General features: G+C 36.4%; 16 protein-coding genes and 1 pseudogene. 6 read left to right on the forward strand and 11 right to left on the reverse strand.

From position 1 onward, the window contains the following. The coding region (locus QVB70_RS13970) for a 30S ribosomal protein S3ae (protein WP_287587417.1) at nucleotides 1-600 on the forward strand (600 nt) is incomplete at its 5' end. Nucleotides 601-629: 29 nt separating this feature from the next. Here QVB70_RS13970 and QVB70_RS13975 read toward each other — a convergent pair. Beyond that, on the reverse strand, nucleotides 630-974 hold the full coding sequence (locus tag QVB70_RS13975; protein ID WP_287587420.1) for a DUF2095 family protein: 345 nt from the start codon (nucleotides 972-974) through the stop codon (nucleotides 630-632). A gap of 130 nt (nucleotides 975-1,104) precedes the next feature. After that, nucleotides 1,105-2,697 (reverse strand): radical SAM protein, encoded by a 1,593-nt coding sequence (locus QVB70_RS13980; RefSeq protein WP_287587423.1) that lies wholly within the window; start codon nucleotides 2,695-2,697, stop codon nucleotides 1,105-1,107. Between the two features lie 137 nt (nucleotides 2,698-2,834). On the opposite strand from QVB70_RS13980, the gene QVB70_RS13985 reads away from it, so the two are divergent. After that, nucleotides 2,835-3,443 (forward strand): hypothetical protein, encoded by a 609-nt coding sequence (locus tag QVB70_RS13985; RefSeq protein WP_287587426.1) that lies wholly within the window; start codon nucleotides 2,835-2,837, stop codon nucleotides 3,441-3,443. Between the two features lie 10 nt (nucleotides 3,444-3,453). On the opposite strand, the gene glmU is transcribed toward QVB70_RS13985, so the two are convergent. Next, on the reverse strand, nucleotides 3,454-4,734 hold the full coding sequence (glmU, locus tag QVB70_RS13990) for a bifunctional sugar-1-phosphate nucleotidylyltransferase/acetyltransferase (RefSeq protein ID WP_287587428.1): 1,281 nt from the start codon (nucleotides 4,732-4,734) through the stop codon (nucleotides 3,454-3,456). A 117-nt stretch (nucleotides 4,735-4,851) separates the two neighbouring features. Next, complete coding sequence (locus tag QVB70_RS13995; RefSeq protein ID WP_287587431.1) at nucleotides 4,852-5,277, reverse strand: hypothetical protein; 426 nt, start codon at nucleotides 5,275-5,277, stop codon at nucleotides 4,852-4,854. Between the two features lie 222 nt (nucleotides 5,278-5,499). On the opposite strand from QVB70_RS13995, the gene QVB70_RS14000 reads away from it, so the two are divergent. Further along, the gene (locus QVB70_RS14000) at nucleotides 5,500-7,230 is read left to right on the forward strand and encodes a glycosyltransferase 87 family protein (protein ID WP_287587433.1); all 1,731 of its coding nucleotides are present in this window, start codon (nucleotides 5,500-5,502) and stop codon (nucleotides 7,228-7,230) included. Nucleotides 7,231-7,481: 251 nt separating this feature from the next. Beyond that, nucleotides 7,482-8,237, forward strand: coding sequence for a P-loop NTPase (locus QVB70_RS14005; RefSeq protein WP_287587436.1), 756 nt, complete (start codon nucleotides 7,482-7,484; stop codon nucleotides 8,235-8,237). 89 nt (nucleotides 8,238-8,326) lie between these two features. Here QVB70_RS14005 and QVB70_RS14010 read toward each other — a convergent pair whose 3' ends face one another. Both QVB70_RS14010 and QVB70_RS14015 read right to left on the reverse strand, forming a co-directional pair. Continuing rightward, nucleotides 8,327-9,139 (reverse strand): hypothetical protein, encoded by an 813-nt coding sequence (locus QVB70_RS14010; RefSeq protein ID WP_287587438.1) that lies wholly within the window; start codon nucleotides 9,137-9,139, stop codon nucleotides 8,327-8,329. A 69-nt stretch (nucleotides 9,140-9,208) separates the two neighbouring features. Beyond that, the gene (locus tag QVB70_RS14015) at nucleotides 9,209-10,177 is read right to left on the reverse strand and encodes a hypothetical protein (protein ID WP_287587441.1); all 969 of its coding nucleotides are present in this window, start codon (nucleotides 10,175-10,177) and stop codon (nucleotides 9,209-9,211) included. Nucleotides 10,178-10,460: 283 nt separating this feature from the next. Between QVB70_RS14015 and QVB70_RS14020 the strand changes: the two genes are divergently transcribed. Then, nucleotides 10,461-11,222, forward strand: a complete 762-nt coding sequence (locus QVB70_RS14020; RefSeq protein WP_287587445.1) for a class I SAM-dependent methyltransferase — start codon at nucleotides 10,461-10,463, stop codon at nucleotides 11,220-11,222. A 31-nt stretch (nucleotides 11,223-11,253) separates the two neighbouring features. Here the strand turns inward: QVB70_RS14020 and QVB70_RS14025 are convergent, their stop codons facing one another. From QVB70_RS14025 to QVB70_RS14040, 4 genes are all read right to left on the reverse strand, one after another. Next, on the reverse strand, nucleotides 11,254-12,501 hold the full coding sequence (locus QVB70_RS14025) for an NAD(P)/FAD-dependent oxidoreductase (RefSeq protein ID WP_287587448.1): 1,248 nt from the start codon (nucleotides 12,499-12,501) through the stop codon (nucleotides 11,254-11,256). A 104-nt stretch (nucleotides 12,502-12,605) separates the two neighbouring features. Further along, the gene (locus QVB70_RS14030; protein ID WP_287587451.1) at nucleotides 12,606-13,349 is read right to left on the reverse strand and encodes an ABC transporter permease; all 744 of its coding nucleotides are present in this window, start codon (nucleotides 13,347-13,349) and stop codon (nucleotides 12,606-12,608) included. A 3-nt stretch (nucleotides 13,350-13,352) separates the two neighbouring features. Next, nucleotides 13,353-14,072, reverse strand: a complete 720-nt coding sequence (locus QVB70_RS14035) for an ABC transporter ATP-binding protein (RefSeq protein WP_287587453.1) — start codon at nucleotides 14,070-14,072, stop codon at nucleotides 13,353-13,355. 32 nt (nucleotides 14,073-14,104) lie between these two features. After that, a complete protein-coding gene (locus QVB70_RS14040; RefSeq protein ID WP_287587454.1) occupies nucleotides 14,105-14,746 on the reverse strand; it encodes a hypothetical protein in 642 nt (213 codons plus the stop codon). A 1,083-nt stretch (nucleotides 14,747-15,829) separates the two neighbouring features. On the opposite strand from QVB70_RS14040, the gene QVB70_RS14045 reads away from it, so the two are divergent. After that, a complete protein-coding gene (locus QVB70_RS14045; RefSeq protein ID WP_287587455.1) occupies nucleotides 15,830-17,557 on the forward strand; it encodes a glutamate--tRNA ligase in 1,728 nt (575 codons plus the stop codon). Between the two features lie 52 nt (nucleotides 17,558-17,609). Here the strand turns inward: QVB70_RS14045 and QVB70_RS14050 are convergent. Then, nucleotides 17,610-18,334: pseudogene (locus tag QVB70_RS14050) on the reverse strand (elongation factor EF-2); the annotation flags it as partial.

Consider the following 18,334-nt stretch of genomic DNA (forward strand, 5'->3'; position numbering starts at 1 on the left):
AAATGGAAGAGTAAAGAGTGGTATAAGATTCAAACACCAAGTTATTTTGGCAACCTAGACATAGGTGAGACTGTTGCGGTTGATCCAGAAAAAATTGTGGGTAGAAGGATCGAAACCACATTGTACGACATTACTAATGATTTTAATCAAATTCATGTGAAGTTGCTTTTTCAAATTAATGAAGTGAAAAACAAAATTGCTTATACAGAGTATCAGGGTCATGTTTTCACACGAGATTATCTACGTTCCCTCATCAGAAGAGGTAGTTCCAGAATTGATGGTATTTTTAATGTGACGACGAAAGACGGCTATACTTTAAGGCTCACAGCAATCGTTCTTACTCTATCACGTGCTAAGACAACACAACAACACATAATTCGGAAAATCATGGAAGATATTATCCAAAAGAAGGCAGAAGAACTTACATTTCAACAATTTGTACAGCAAGTTGTTTTGGGAAAGGTTGGCAGCGAGATCTATAATGCAGCGAAGAAAGTAACGGCTTTGAGAAAATGTGAAATCATGAAATCAAAAGTGACACGGGTACCTGATGTGATTCCCGAAGTTGAGCCTGAGCCTGTATCTGAAGCAGCAGCATAAATATATATTTGCAAGTTTGATTCAAACATTTACTGACTTTTCAGCTGCTCATACCAACCAGGTGGCTTTTTGGATCCGAAACTGCGCACACCATGCTCTAAAAGTTGAGCCATGAGACGATCTGCATACTCAGAAGAAAGTTCACCCTTTTCTTTCAAAAATTCAATTATTTCTTTTGCCTGCGCTTCATTGTCACAACGTCTCAGATAATCAATGACATCGGGCATATATCCTGTAAGATTATGTCCTGATACAACTGCAGCCTCTCCAGTATTTGTATCAGAACGATAACTACTTATGCGCACTTTTGAAGTTTCTAATTGAAGTTCCTGATAAATAGATGGATATTTCTTTTTGACCTCTTTGTATTCCACAGGAATCCCACAAGCATTTGATTGTTGTCAGAACAGTTCATATGGTAATATCCCTATATATACTTCACTATCTCAAGTGAGATTGCATATTATCCATAAATTGTGCTTACTATCCATAAATTGTGGATAGTTATTTTCCTTTTACCACAAGCATTCGTTCTTTAATTAATGAGGCTCTTCGAAAATTAAGCAGAATATGATCCCAAGGCATCTCATCATATAAAGAAAAACGATTTAAATACTCTTCTAATTTGATATTTGCTTCAGATAAGGCCTTCCTCCAACTACCAAGTGTAATATGGCGCTCTGCTACAGTTTTTATTACTTCACTCAAGTGTCGATCTCCGCGCGAAAGAAGGGCTTGTATTTTACCCCATCTAAAGTCGAGAAATTTTAAAGCAATCTTTGGAGCAAATTTTCGTAAAGCAGATTCAAGAAACCGTTTTTTTTCTCTAAGAATTTCAAGTGGAGGTTGTGGATCCCATTGAAAAGGTGTATGTGCCTTAGGAACAAACGGGTTTATGCTTAAGGATATACCTCTTTTAAATTTAAATTGTGAGATTTCTTTTGCTTGTTCAATTATTCCTTTCAAATCAGATTCTTCCTCGTTTGGCAAACCTATTAAATAGTAGAGTTTCAGATGATGAATTCCATATTCAGCTGCAATTTCCGCAGCCCTAGCGATATCATCATTTGTCATCTGCTTTTTTGTACAATATCTAAGTTTATTAGTGCCTGTTTCAGGAGCAAGGGCAATTGATTGTTGTCCACTGGAAGCAATTGCCTCAATAAGCGATGGAGTAACACGATCAGCTCGTAAAGATGAAAGAGATAAGTTTAAACCAGAGTTAACTATATACCAGCAAAGATCTTCAAGTCTTTTATAATCAGATATCGCAGCACCAATCAGTGATATTTTCTTAACGCCAGTTAACTCGATCCCTTTATCAACTATTTTCTCTAAAACAGAAAGAGATCTCTCTCTATAAGGTCTGTTTGTGTATCCAATTAGGCAAAAACGACAACCATGGCTACATCCTCTTGATATTTCCATGAGAAACGTTTTTCCAAATGCCAGAGAGACCTTATCTTTACGCTCAACCAATGGGACAATTTGCTGCAAAGGATGTAAGATATTGTCCATTTCATTTACCCAGACACTTTTGATAGTATCCTGATTTAGCGATGGCAGATATACGCCAGGCATATCCAATAATTCATTAAGACGATTTCTGGGATTCTTAAACTTCAAACAGTGGTCAATGATCTTATCAAGTACTGGTTCTATATCACCAACCACTAACAAATCGAAAAAATCAGCTATAGGTTCGGGATTAGCAGAAATACACGGTCCTCCACCAATGACAAGAGGATATTCTTTACCATCTCGTTCTCTGGCATAGGGAGGAATGAAAGAATCAAGAAGCATTTTAACGATATGTGGGTAATCAGTTTCAAACTGTACAGAAAATCCAATAAGATCAAAATTTTTAAGAGGTTGGTTTGACTCTATTGAAGTTGGTTGCGCTTTTGTGTAAGGTAAAAAGACACGCTCACAAACTACATTATTTCTGGAATTAAAAAGATGTGGGATTAGATGGATCGTAAAAGAACTCATTCCTATATGATATTTATTAGGATAGCATAGTGCAACTCTAAGATCCATTTCTCGCCAATTTTTTCTAACCAAATTGCGCTCTTTGATTAGTTTCATCGTTTTCATTCAAAAACCCTACTTCCAATACATGCTATCCTTAATTCAAGATTAATTTTATCGTACCGAAATATAGTCCAAATGATACCACTATTAATATTCATGTTAAGGTAAGAATCAAATTCTAAAAGAGGGATTTGAATTTGATGGAATTTGATCCTCGAGCTATTACAATCCGATTAAATGCTATAGGAAACGCCATGGATGAACTAAACAACAATGTGAGTAACATAAATAAGAAAAACATAAATAAAACAATGCAAAACTGTGATATTTTGCTCCATTTAATAGACATCTTTTGGGAATATTATTCCTTGAACGCGAGGTCTTTTCCTGAAGAGATATACAAAAAATTCCAAGGATCTCTTGTGGAATTGCTAGTAGAGATCTATGTGGGTCTTTCAGCGTTTCAGAATGCGGTACTTTCTCCTACTATTGCAATTTCATTGATAAAAAAATATAATGAGTCTTTCCAAATCACGCAAGAGCAATTAAGTCTTTGTAATGACATGATTTCCGCTACAGAAACCGATAATCATCATAAACTTGATCCTAGAGTAAGAGAAGACCGAATTACTGCTTTACTTGAAGAATTTAGTTCAAATACAGGTGATTGCCCCTATTATACCCCTGAAACAAAATCAAAATGTTTACTTGAACCAAGAGTTGTTAAAGTCATCGATTGCGAAGGAAAATGCTTTGTTAGTGGTCTTTGTTGTCAAATAATAAGTCAAGTTAGTGAAATAAGGAGTTAGTTTTCAAATACTAACGCCACTCCGCCGTTTCTAAATCTTGACGAATTTGAAGGAAGGAATTTGCAGAAACATCTCGCGAGACTACTATCTCAGATCCAATCGCTGAACTTGGGCCAATTTTCACTCCAGGCATAAAACTAACATTAATTCCAGTCTTTACGTTATCGCCCATGAAAATACCTAACTTCCTTCGTCCACTGTCGACACGTTTTCCCTTAATAGTAACTTTTATCGTTTTATTATCTAGCCTTAAATTTGCTACTTTTGTTCCTGCACCAAAATTGCAGTTCTCGCCAATTATTGAATCTCCAACATAAGAAAGATGTCCAATACGTGTGTGATCAAATATTATACTGCTTTTAATTTCGACTGCATTGCCTATTCTTACGTCGTTTCCAACAAAAGTATATGGTCTGATGTAATTATTAGGGCCTATCTCAGAGTCCATGCCAATAAGTACAGGTCCTTGTATGTATGCTCCTGCACGAATTATTGAATTCTTACCAACACCAACAGGACCTTTTAAACGCGCTCCTTCCTCAACTTCACCTTCATTTCTTAATTTTGATTCTTGTAATATCTGCTCATTTATTCTAAGAAGATCCCAGGGTAATCCACAATCCACCCACCATTCAGATAGGGTGTGTCCATAGAAAGAGAACCCATTATCAATCAACTTTTGAATCGAATCCGTGAGTTCATATTCGTCTCGAGAAGATACCGAGGTCTCTTTAACGGCATCAAAGATCTGAGGGGGAAGGATATAAATGCCTGCATTGGCGAGGTTACTTGGGGCATTTTCGGCAGCGGGCTTTTCTACGATCTTCTTAATGCGATCATCTGCATCTAAATCAACAATCCCAAAATTTGAAGGATCTGCTACCTGTGTTAATGAAAAGATGGGTGCACTTTTCTGATCATATCTTTTGAGCACATCTTCAAAATTTTTTTCACTTGTGATTATATCACCGTTTATCAACATGAATGCTTCATCTATGAAATCTTCCACAAATTTTAAGGCATGTGCTGTGCCTTTTTGCTCATTTTGTTCGACAAGCGTGATTTTCAAGCCTTGAAATAATTGTGTTGATATCCTTTCAAAATAATTCTGCATCTGAGCTTTCATATATCCGATCACAACGATGATTTCCGTTATCCCACAATTATTAAGTGATGTAATAGTATGCTCAATAAGCGGTTTTCCAGCTACTGGAATAAGCGGTTTTGGTCTGGAGAGAGTAAATGGCTTCATTCGCGTGCCTTTTCCAGCTGCAATAATAACTGCTTTCACATATATACCTCAATAAAGGCGGTTGCGTCTCTTATGGTGTCTCTCGCAATGAATACACACATAATAAAGATTTATGTTTAATACGCAAGAAGACTCCTTGATATGGTGGGAGTTAGTTCATAAGAGTTTATGATAAACTAATCCAGTACTAATGATAAGTATGAAGCCAATAATAGCAAGAACGCCAGATAAACCTATCAAAAGCTTTGAAGTGTAGTCCTGCTTAAATTGATATTCTGTGGTTGTGAAAAATATAGCAAGGCCACAACCTAAGATGATTAATGTAAATCCAATATTCACTTGGAAGATATCATTACTAATTGTTGCGATCTGTTCTGGTTCTGCTCGAAATAATGTCACTAATGAAAAGAATAAACCATAGATTATGAATGATGCTAAAAATAAAACAGGCAACCAATTCTCCTTTTTATCTTTTGCAAGCTTATCCAAATAAGAATATTTCGTTAGAAATAGTGTAACTCCTAGAGAAACGATTATTAGAATTATAATTCCTAGATAGGGACTTTGAATCCCAGAAAACATAATTCTCTCCTCGACTATTTAAAAGAACAATTTGCATTTTTATATATTAAGAAACTGGAATCCTTCCGGCTTTTTACCATTTTGTTGACCATTAGCATTCAAAAGGATTATTAATATTTTATGCAAATACTATAAAAAAATACTAAACACACCAACTTTTATTAGAAAAAATAGCAAATTTTGGCTGTATAAGGAAATCGGCCGAAATTAGGGGAGTACAACATGGTAGGGTTGCTTTATTTCCAAGAGAGCGCGCTTTGTCTTTCCACCCTTCTTATGCTAATCCCATGGATACTACTTTTAGATCGTATTGAGAAGGTTAGAGAAACCAAGATATATATCCTTCTTCTTTTCGGACTTCTTACACGACTTGTTTATGCATCCTTCTTTGCACATACTTATGATATTCAAGTAGTTTATCAGGCGGTAGACATATTATTGCAGGGGCAATCACCTTACGGAAGAGGGGACATAAAATATCTACCGATATTCTACTATACGGAAGCACTAGTAGTCTTAATTGCGGGAAAGAATATATTTTACTTTAAATTACCGATTGTATTTTCTGAGATAATTTTAGGCTTTCTGATTTACAAAATGATCATTGAATACACTCATAATGAACGTCTGGCTTATTACACAAGTGCACTTTTTCTGTTAAATCCGTGGATTTATTTTCAGACAGTCATTTTTGGACATTTTGATTCGATTCCCACTATGTTCATGTTGTTAGCACTTTATCTGCTAATCAAAGAAAGGGTAAGATTCAGCGCGTTCTCACTTGGTATTGGTGTAATGTACAAGCTATTCCCGATTGTGCTTCTCCCTATAGTAGTCCTATATTTTATAAGACAAAAGGAAAAAAGATGGCAACGCATTATAGAGTATAACGCCATAGTAACAATATTTTGTATTCTTATTTCTGTACCATACCTAATATTATCTTTTGACGCCTATACTTCTGTCTTGTTAGCCGTAGGGGGCACAAGAGGCCTGTCAATTTATCGAATTCTATTTTATTTTATCTCTAGAACAAGTATTTCTATAAAAGAACGTTCTGTCATAATGGTAATTCAGGGAGTGGGATGGCTATTTACCTTGCTAATTTTCGTAAAGAGAGAGATCATTAATATAAAGTTTGGTCTGCTTGAAGAATCAACAATTTTCTTACTTGTATTCATGCTATTAAATAGATATATGAGTGAGCAATATATCGTCTGGACAATCCCTCTACTTATTCTGTATTTTCTCGGTAGACCTGTGGGTCCTCAATTAGGTGATATGGTGTTATATTATTGTTATACATGCGCAGTCTTTTTCTATAGAGTTGTAAAGTGGAGAGTGTGGTTTTCCTTATATGACGACTTTGGCTTTGTCTTCTTTAGCACATTTGCGCTAAGCATACTTTTCTTCCATTTCATTGGTTGGCTTATCGCCATACGTTTCTTCCGTAAGAATCTCCCACATGAGATCACTCAATCATTTGAAGGAATATTGATGAAGTTGACGAAATGGGCGCGTTATGATGAGAAAAGAACTGATCGTGTAGATTTGAGATCCTATATGACGATATCATCTCTACAGGTTGATTTCAGTGTTTTATGTGCCGCTATCGTTATAGGAATGATGACAGCCATGTTTATCTTCCAAGGAAGAACTGATATCTCATTTGAATCGTTACTTCTCCCAATAACTCTACTTTCAGTCCTCATTGCGGCCCTATTCGGTTCAGGGATGCTTATATCAGGAATAAGAACAAGTAATGCGATCTATACATTCATTAACTTTTGGATATTCTATATATTCGAGGTGGGAATTTATTTTCACACAGATCTTCTCACAATCTTTGCGAGAGCACTTTTTATTGCTTTAACGAGTTCAATAGGTTATATTCTAGTTACTTTTATCGCAAAATTGAAACGTACGGAAACGCTAAATGACATTTTTAGATGAATAGTTACTAATCCCCGCTTTCAAAGAAAGTTACAGTTATAACATAACCCAAAAACATGCCAGAAATCTTCTTAATCAAATGGATACATCAAATAGAAAACAATGAAAACTCTTGGAAATTGAGTTCATTGTTATCTTCTTCTTGTTACGATAAATAAGATTTTAAGAGTTAATTCCCATTTTGTGAGTAGATGAGGTGATGATAGTCAACTATCACTCCTTTTTGTTAGGAGTCTCCATGGTGGTTTAAAATGAATTATGTTATTGGATCATCTGGCAAAGGCGGAACAGGCAAATCGAGTTTTATGGCATTGAGTTTGAAAGCGTTACTCGAACTAGGGAAAAAAAACATTTTAGTGGTTGATGCAGATCCTGACTCAAATATACCAGATTTGCTGGACACACCAGTTCAAAAAACAGTAGGCGATGTTTGTTTCGATTTAATGAACCGTATGTCGCAGTTGCCTCCCGACTTTAACAAAAAGTCCCACATAGAATCGCAACTGTTTGAAGTCTTGTATGAAGGCGATACTTTTGATTTGTTAGTTATGGGGGCATTAGAGCGAGAAGGATGTTTCTGTTATATCAATACTGCACTTACGAGTATTCTTGATAATTATGTTGGAAATTATGAATATGCACTCATGGATATGCCTGCAGGTTTAGAGCATATTGCACGAAGAACAGATCGCGATGTGGATTATTTATATGTAATAACTGACGCTTCCAAGATGGGACTCCAAACAGCACTTAGAATCAAAGAACTCTCACAAAAATTGAAGATAGAATTTCGGGAGGTCTATCTGGTAGCGAATAGAGTTACCGAGTCAGCACTAGAGTATATTCAACAATATGCTGAAAAAAATGGTTTGAATCTTGTGGGACAAATCCCTACCGATCCACTTGTTCAAGAATACAATCTTGTCGGAAAATCCCTCTTAGAACTTCCTAACGATTCTCCTGCATACCTATCTGTACGTGAAATATTAACGAAAACAGTCTTGTAGATTACTCAAAGAAGTGAAAACAGAATGAGAGTCAATTACCCCACCCTAAAGAGTAGGGGCTTCCAGAGGCGAGAGATGTGAAGGAAAAGTCATTTTTTCCTGTGATCCCAATTTTTTTGTTTAGTGAAGTATCTTGAAAACATTGTGTAACATATATCTGGTAAGTTCTTGTCCAGGTTATTCAGCGTAATGTAACGTAATATTTGGTTAATTGTAAAAATTCCTAAAAATTCAGCATGGACGCTACTGATCTTTTTCGCGAGATTTTCACCAGAGAATTCAATATCTAAACCTTCTTTAGTATTCCAGACAATTTCAGTAAATATGTTCGGAAATACTTCTCGTATGATCGACCATCTATCAGACGTTTTTTGTATTTTGGCGCCCAGAAAAGTAGACAATTTTTCTTGATCTTCGTCCTTCAAAAATTTGAAAGGCTCACTTCTTTGGGTTAAGACATTTTCCATCATTTTGGATTTTACATCAAAATTCTTGTCGAAAGGTTCTTCATTCTTAATCATTCTCTCAATAAAATCCAACAAAATATCTACAAATGCAACAAGGTCTTCACCAGGAATTAAATGGACTCGCTCTCCCGAAAAGTAGTATTTCAACTCTGCTTCCATCTCATCACCAAATTCATCACCGAAGAAAGAATAAGAAATATGGATATTTACCTGAGGGAATATTTCAAAGGTAATTGTCCAATCTTCACCGAGACCGATGTTGTTCATTTTTCCTCCGATATCATTAACTACAAAATCCCTCATCTTATCGATTGCCAAATCTTTAAATAAAGGATATTTTGAATTGCTAAACTCTTGTAATTCTTTTTCGTGAGGGCTTCGGATACCAATAGCATCTATTTGCCCTATTTTCCATAATTTTCTTTGTTCTCCCAATTTGTAACCTCCGAGTCACTTATTTCTCAAATCAGTTTAAATTACATAAATAAAAGAGATTTCTTAGATTTAAGAAAATACAAAACTAAGTAATGCTAGACTTATTGCAATGAGAGCAAATACTATTTCTATTATAATGAGCGCTTTTACTAACTGTTTTTCAGTCATTGGGGTGAATTTAAGGATGGCATGAGCTACTGCAGGATATTTTGGTGGTTTAAGAGTTCCATCGGCTCTGATTTTTGTATCGCCATACAGTTTGCGACCTTGAAATTTGACTGTGGCTTTCATTAAAAAATCGATGATATAGGGAATAAACAAGATAACAAGGTAGAAAGTAAGTTGAGAAACAAGGGCAACGCACGCTAAAACGGTTCCTATCGTTAATGTAAGGGTATCTCCAGGAAAAGTCTTGCTAGGGTACCAATTATAAAAAATGAAGCCAATTAATGCACCAGTGAATGGAATCAAGAGCGTTAGAAACGATATTCGTCCTGATATTGTGAGAATTATGGCTAGTGCTGCTGATGTGATGATTCCAAGGCCAGCCTCAAGACCATTGAATCCAGCAAGCATGTTAGTTAAATTAGAAGAGACTACTACAGTGAATGCGATAAGAATGAGGAAAAACCAGCCTATATCCAAGGTTCCTAGAAAGGGTAATGTTAATTTTGTGTCATGGAGTACAAAGTAGAGCGGAATACTTGCAGCGGCACAAAAAATTGTTTTTTGCAGTTGCGGAATTGTTTTTAAATCATCGAAAATGCCAATCAACGTAATCAAGGAAATTGTAAACAAAATAGCAATTAATTGGAGGATATTTAGTAGATCGAAAAAGAAAATGGGAATAAGAAGGCTTGCAAAAATTGCTATAACTGGAGCAATCCCCCCAAAAGTCGGTACCTCTGTTGGTTCATTTTTATGTACGTCTCTACTGGTATATCCTCTACTAATTAAGAATTTGTTTATATAAGGCGTGATTATAAGAGTTAGCAAGAAAGCAACTGCGATTTCGCCGATTAGAATGAGTTCAAGCATAGTAATCCTCGTTATTTGTCATATAAAATGAAATAGTTAGTCAAATTCTGTAATACTTCACTTAAAACGGCTTCTATGCTGTAACTATCCTTGCCTTTAAGATTCTTTCGGTGCCTATTATTAACTTTTAATCACTTATTAGGGTTGAGTTTTTTCTTCAATAGCTTTCCAGAGACTTTATAGTTATCTAAAATATATTTAAGGCCTAACAAGTTACTCATATCAGTATCCGCTTAATAAGTTAAAAAAACTAATTCATAGCGTCATTGTAGTGAGTAGATAAATGACTAGCAAAATCGCTGAGATTGAAAGAGCGTATCAAGATTCGGTGGCCGAGAGATTTAATAAAGATGAACTTAAACTAGGGGTCTCAAAAAGACTTAAGGAAATCACATGGAAGTATATCAAACCTTTGCTAACCGGAAAGACTCTTTTAGACATTGGATGTGGTTTGGGATTTGATAGCATACTTCTTGCAAAAATGGGATACAAGGTAATGGGTGTCGATATTTCACCTATTTCAATACAAAAGGCTAAGATTCTCTCTGAAGAAATGGAGGTTTCAGATAAAACAAATTTTCTCGTTGCAAACATTGATGTAGACCAATTACCCGGAAAATTTGATATAGTGCTTTGTCGTTCAGTACTACACCATCTAACTACCTATTCTTTAGAAGAAAGCATTAAGAAAATTAAATCTTGCCTTGTTCCATCAGGAAGAGCGATTTTCATTGAGCCTCTCGATAAAAATCCATTGGCAAATATTAATAGAACTATTCTGGATCCTTATGATAGAAGCCCTACAGAAAAACCTTTAAACTTGTCACGAACTCTCGATGCCTTTAATTCTTGTTTCAGATATGTCCGTCACAGAGAATTAGCTTTATTTTCAGGCGCTTCCTATTTCTTCCATTATAGATGGCCCGCTTTATACGAAACGTTACAAAAGATATTGGACGATATCGACAATTTTTTGCTTCGAATCGCTCCAAAGTTGCGAGAATATGCTTGGATAACAATTATAGATGCAAACAATGTGCTGTAACAGAAATTCTGCTGAAACAACCTAGAAATTATTAGAAGTTGGTCATTTCTGTGTTTATGAGTGTGTTTTTTTTAAAGTGGACTAATGATTTCATTGATTTAATAAGATGACCAAATAGAAAAGGCCGAAGGAAAAATGTAGTTATTAGAAAAGGCCAAAGTTGTTTGAGCCCTAAAGTTAATGCTTTTTCTATTAGTTTATCTTTTCCATGAAGCATTTGCAAAAGCGAATCTAGTTGGTAATCTGAGATCTTTTCTAGTATTTCTTTTCGCATAATCCACTTCCATTTGATTTCTTTTTTTGTTAAATTCATTTTAGCAAGTTTATCGTACTGTTCTAGCTTCTTTAAATATATAGTTCTGTCATCCGCAGTAGCTAAAGCATCCGCTATAAGTTTTACAGCAATTTCAGCAGACCTCATAGACGGCGCCATGCCAAAACCCAAGGTAGGGTCTTGAAACCCTCCTGCCTCGCCAATAAATAAAATATTTTTGTGAACAAGAGTCTGAGTTCCATTACCACAAGTTACAATCCCAGAAAATATGTTAATCTTCTTACCGTTTTTTATGATTGGTCGAAAGAACTTTAATGTCCTTTTAAAATATTCTCCTAACTTCAATTCCAAATAGTTTGGACGTGCTGAAACTGCAACAGTCGCAGTTTCATCCGAATGCCCTATAATATAACTATAACCCATGGGAGCGATTTTCTGGGAAAAGGCTCCATGGATCTCCATTGGCTCTATATCGATGTTTTCCATCACCGCCCCATAACCGATCCCCTTTGGCTCAAGCACATCGACTCTAAGTATTCTTCTTGTGCGACTACTAGCCCCATCTGCAGCGAGTATACAACGAGCTTTATACTTCGCACCACCAGAAGTCGTAATTTCATTTATTGTTTTGCCAAAGCCTAGTTTTCGAACCTCTGAAGCTGTTATTATGCTAGCACCTGCCTTAAGAGCTAATTTATGCAGGAATGTATCAACTGAATGCTCTGCTCCTCGATAATGTAAATATAAAATTGGTTTTTCGAAGTGAAAAGGAATTACGGACTGACTTGGAGTCCATAAAAGGGCTTTCTTAACTTTATATTTCAAAGGTACACGAATAGGAAGGGTAGGAATTTCAAATGCTGGAAAACCTTGCATTTGAAGTTTATTATGAGCACCTAAGTTAGTACTCTTTTCAAGAACGACTACATTAAAGCCCTTTTTACTTAGAAGGGTTGCTGCAGTGAGTCCTGCGATTCCTCCACCGATGATTGCTACATCATACAATAAGATCGCCTCTTAACATTAAGAAAATAGATATTTTAAAGATAATTGCCCGAAGTTTGTTTGAAGAGCCAAAATAGGGTTTTTTTTGGGAGAAAGGATTAATTTCAAAGATTTTCTAATTCTCTTTTTTCGAAAAATAGTATTGCGAGTCCTAAGAAGATTACAGCATAGATCAATGCTCCAATAATTGAAATGATTATTTCTTGGGGGGTCATCGGGATTGGTGTCCCTAAATCAGTAACATAGAAGAAGGGACTAGAATATGCTACAATTGGCGCAAATGTGGCGCCAATAGAGAGCAAGATTAATAGGAGAAAGATCACAAAGGATGCAACTGCCGTTGGAACCATTTTGAGAAAATAACTTGAAACAAGAACTGTCAAAGAAATCATGATGAATGCAGTAAGAACACTCGAAGCAAATGCCCTGAAAAGTAGGACTACGTTGTAATGGTTTCCGCTAAGAGCTAAAAAAATGATGTCTGCAACTATAAGAGAAATTATAGTTATCATAGTATAGATTAAAACTAATGATACTGACTTTCCAATAATTATGGTGCGACGAGGAATTGCTCTCAAAACGAGTGCCGTCAATGTTTTATTTTCATAATCTTCTGAAATCACACTCAGTCCGATGAAAATACCTAGATAATAAGCAAGGGCTTGAGGCATAAAAAGTCTTAAGGGATCATCAATTTCTACTATAATGCCAGCAAGTGATGTTATTGCCACAACGAAGCTAATAATAAGGAAAAACCTGATTTTCTGTGCGTATAATTGAAATTCTGTGCGTATGACTGTAAATGTCGTCATAGTGCGTTTCATACTCCTTATTTTCAATTCATTCATTATTCAGCTAGATCCGCCCATATAATCTAGCAACATTTCTTCAAGTTTAGTTTCTTCTTTTGTTGCGAGATTATCCATGTTTTCTTCTATTACAAGAATTCCGTCTCGTAATACACCGAATCTATCGCACAACTCAATAACGTCACTCAAAATATGAGTGCTAAAAAAGACCGTTACGCCCTTTTCCTTATTTAACGTTTTTAATAATGTGTGAGTCTCTCTTCTGGCGATTGGGTCAAGACCTGAAGTCGCCTCGTCTAATATTAGGACTTTAGGACTTTTTAGTAAGGATTGTGCCAAACCAAATCGCCTATTTAGTCCCCTTGAAAGAGTACCTACTTTTGAGAGTTTGTACTTTGATAAATCTGTTAGTTTTATTACCTCCAAAACACTATCTTCCAAATTTTCTTTGATTCCATCCAACCGTCCTATATACATAAGAGCCCGAAAAACAGAAAGAGAAGGATAAAACTTGAACTCCTCGGGCAATACTCCAGTTATGCGTCTGATTGACAGAGATTCTTTTACAATATCAAATCCCGAAATCGCACCAAAACCACTTGTGGGTCTTATCAGTCCTGTAAGCATGCGTATCGTTGTGGTTTTGCCAGCTCCATTCTGACCTAAGAACCCATAAATTGATGCCTCAGGAACGGATAAATTTATTTCCTTTACCGCCGTTTGATCTCCAAACTTTTTAGTGAGGTTCTGCGTTTCTATCATTTTCAATCTCTAGATGCATATGAAGAATCATGTTATTTTAGATTTTTGTAGACTGACTTCAAATAGTCCAATTTTCTTTTAAAAAAATGGAAATTGAACAACCTTTCTTGCTCGGGAAGTTGAGCTCGTGATATGAAAAATGCTATGATTATCGAAATTCCAGCTATTATCCGATTTGAAAACCAAGCAGGAGCACCATTTTCATACAAGTCCCCAAATTCTCTAAAACCCATCAAATCATGAATAAAAAACCAATAGTGTTCAGTAATCACGGGTATAAAATATGCTATTGAGGTAGTTAAAAGAGCAATCTGTATACTTTTCCATAAGCCAACTTCTCTAAAAAATAACATTGGGATTACAAATATACAAAAAAGGCCAAGAAAATTATCGGTCAGAAATGAATGAACAGCATCCCATGATGAAAATTGAAGCAACTGTAGAATAACAGGGACAGGAACATTTTTACCGCTGTTTGCATACGTTTCTGTTAAAAGGATTGTTGCAGTAAAACAAATAGCCAATCCGAATAGTAACAATGTTAAGATCCAAGTGAAACGCTCTTTGATCCACTTTATGTTTTTTCCATTGTCAATCTTTTGACTCTTGATCTCTATAAAAGTCATTAAGGCTATTGTTAAGATACCAATAACAAGTTCCCAATACCAAAACATTTTCAAACCTCTTTTTGTTTCTCTTACTTCTTTAGATATCTAAGAATTTTACGAGTCGCTAAGCAAGAATGCACCACCGCTTCAGCGTGGTGATGAATTGCGATAGTGAGTATGGGTTCACTTTCATCACTTATAGAGGGGGCTCCCTAATATTATATAGGTGGTGTTACGAAGATATCAAAGGCAATTGGAGGGATAATACGCACATTTGAGACAAGGTGCATACTCTGATTGCATTAACATCGTAGTAGTACCTACGGAGCGTAGGGATGTTAAGCCTGTGGAGATAAGACCTCCGTAACCCGCCAGGGGATCGAGTCTGTCGTAGAAGCAGGAAGCCTCAATGCTTTCGCACGAGGTAGCTCACATACAACAGTTAACGACTTAGATTATGTACAAATTAATAAGGTTGGCTTTTATATTCATTAGAATATAAGACCGACCGTTCCTTTCATAATAGACATCTCTTATAGAATGTCTATCCACCCACGATCAATGAAGTGGAGTCCCCGCTAGGACGGTTGAGCGGATTACCTGGCGCCATATAGGGAACAGGCCTTGAGTGTTTTAAACTATAGGTTTTTTTCTGCAGTTCTTGATACACACGATAGATGTTAAGAGAGGCAATATAATAGCGGTCTGCCAAATAACTACACGCGCCACAGTAAAAGAACCTACCGCTTTTTATAATTTGACGAGCTCTTGGATCGCTGACCTTCTCCCCTTTTGCCCCACATCGCTAGCCAAATCAAGTAACAAGTCAAGTTGGTGGCGTAAGATGGTATCCTGTAGGAGTTTCAGTGGATAGGCTTGCGTCAGAGAGGTCATGGTTGTGAACATTCCCCTAGGATGATGGGAATGGTGTGTGAGGCCATTCAGTTACTGGCATATTTACTCTAGGAAGCGGTTATAAAAAGGCAGCGTTGCTGTTAGCAGTATGCTGTGAACTCAACTCATCAGTCTCCACTATAAAATATATGTCGACAAAACGATACATTTGTTAACAAAAACGTCAACTGGTAGCCACCCAAGAAACTGCAATTAGACTACGCTAAAAATAAACAAGTTTTAGAAGGAATTATAATGGACTATCAGAAACTAGCTAGAAAATATATTCTCCTTAATGCAATAAAACATGAGGGACATGCACAACTCAGACCCGCGATGTCAACTCTATTCTCAGAACACCCAGAATTGACAAAAGAACATAAGGAGATCGAGGACGTCTTCATGTTCGTAATTACAGATATAAACAATCTTTCACTAGACGACCAAATAAGAGAAGTAGAGAGAGATTTTCCAGAACTCCTTGAAGTTAAAAAAGAGAAAAAAGAGGAAGGTAAACTTCCGCCATTACCTAATGTTGATAAGTATGAGCAAATAGTTACACGATTTGCTCCAGCTCCAAGCGGTGCATTACATATTAGTCATCTATTAAGAGCGATTTCACTTAGTTATCTTTATGCTAAGATGTACGATGGTAAGTTTGTTTTGCGATTTGAAGATACTGATCCCAAGCGTGTTGATCAAAAATTCTATGACTGGATCTTAGAGGATTTAAATGCAGTTGAAATTCAATGGGACGAGATTGCATACGAATCTGATCATTTTGATCTTTATCTCGAAAAAGCAGCAGAGTTAATTAAAGATGGAAAGGCGTATGTAGATACGTGTACGCAAGAGGAGTTTAAAAACTACAAAATGGAAAAGCGGAATTGCCCTCATAGATCGCTTAGTAGGGGTGAACATCTCGAAAGATGGACGAAAATGCTTGACGGCTTCTTCGCTGAGGGAGACGCTGTTGTTCGATTAAAAACACTTATGGATCACAAAAATCCTGTTTTGCGAGACCCACCCCTTCTGAGAATAATTGATACACCACACCCACGTACTGGCACTAAGTATAGAGTTTATCCACTATATAATTATGCGTGTACTATTGAAGATCACTATTCCAACATAAGCCATGTTTTCAGAGCTAAAGAGCACCAGCATAATGCGAGCATTCAAGCTGAAATCTATGCATCCTTCGGTTGGACACCACCAGAATCAACGCAGTTCGGTATGGTCTACCTGCCAGATCCTTGGGGAAAGATCCACAAGCGGCAAATCCGACAGTGGCTAAAAGAAGGGAAAATTTCGGGGTGGGATGACATACGTTTACCAACGATTCGAGCATTTCTTCGCCGAGGGTTCCAGCCAGAAGCTTTTAAAGAGTTAGCTATTGCAAGCGGTCTGAGCAAAACGGACATTCGTATCGGCATGGAGACATTGGACTCTTTCAATAGGAAATTAATTGATCCTATTGCGAATCGATACTTCTTTGTGGAAGATCCTGTTGAACTAGTAATTGAAAAAGTACCTCAATTAACTAAAATAGCTCAGATACCTCTGCATCCCGAATTCCCAGAAAGAGGAAACAGAGAACTCAAAGTATTTGTAGTGAAAAATAAAGCAAATCTTTATGTTGCTAAGACTGATGCACAACAATTTATTGAACAAGAACTAGTCAGGTTAAAGGATTTATTTAACATCGTAGTCGAAAAAGTTGATAGTCTTCAAGCAGTCTTTCACAGTCGGGAAGTTGAAATTGTATTGAAAAAGAAAAAGAAAATAATTCATTGGCTACCTATCTCTAGAGATTTGGTGAAAACAAGATTGTTGATGTCAGACGGATCCGTAAGAAATGGATTTAGTGAGCTTGCTACGAGAACCCTTAAAATAGGCGATATCATCCAATTTGAAAGAGTAGGATTTGGACGTGTGGATCAAATTGGAGCTGAATTGGTAGTGTGGTTCGCTCATAAATGAGGTAGAATTAGATCCTACGGAATTATTTCAATCCAAAAGTCAATAGTTGTTTTTAATCAATATTGGGCAAACCTCGTAATCCTCTACGTGAACGTATCTCGTGAATAACTTCCTGTGAAACTTTCGGGCTTAAGGGACTCCACTGATTCAAGAAAACTGTTTGAAAAAACGCATATCCGGAAGTTTCAGCACGTAATTCAGTTGTTAGGTTTAAAGTTGTTGCTACTGGAATGGTGCCTGTGATTGTTACAATATGACCCTTTTGAGAACTATCAGATATTTTACCTCTTCTTCTGTTCAGCACACTTGTAACCTTTCCGATGAATTCAGATGGAATTCTCACCTGGATTTTGTACAGCGGTTCTAATAAGACAGGATTACCCTTTAAAATTATATCAAAAATTGCATAAGTCATCATTGGAACTATATTTGAGGGGCTACGATGTTCGGCGGTTAAACTAAGTTCTAACTCTTTAATCGTTACTTTGACGCCCCGTATATGCTCTTGTGCTAAGGGGCCTGCTTGCATAGCTTGTTTAAAACTTGCAATGATAATATCCTTAGCTTCCGAAAAAAAAGGAACTCTTGAGGTTTCGTTAACTAAAATGTTTGCAAAATTGTCCAAATAGAGTATTGAGCGTGCCTCATTTTTAGGCCATTTGGCTTTCTCAATAAGGGTTTTAATTATTCTTCTTTGATCTGTTTTTTCTGTTATCTCCTTATCTGCTATTAAACTAATACTTTTTTCGTCTAAGGGCTCTGCGACCAATTGAATGC

Source organism: Candidatus Borrarchaeum sp. (genome assembly GCF_019058535.1).
GTDB classification, from domain to species: domain Archaea; phylum Asgardarchaeota; class Sifarchaeia; order Borrarchaeales; family Borrarchaeaceae; genus Borrarchaeum; species Borrarchaeum weybense.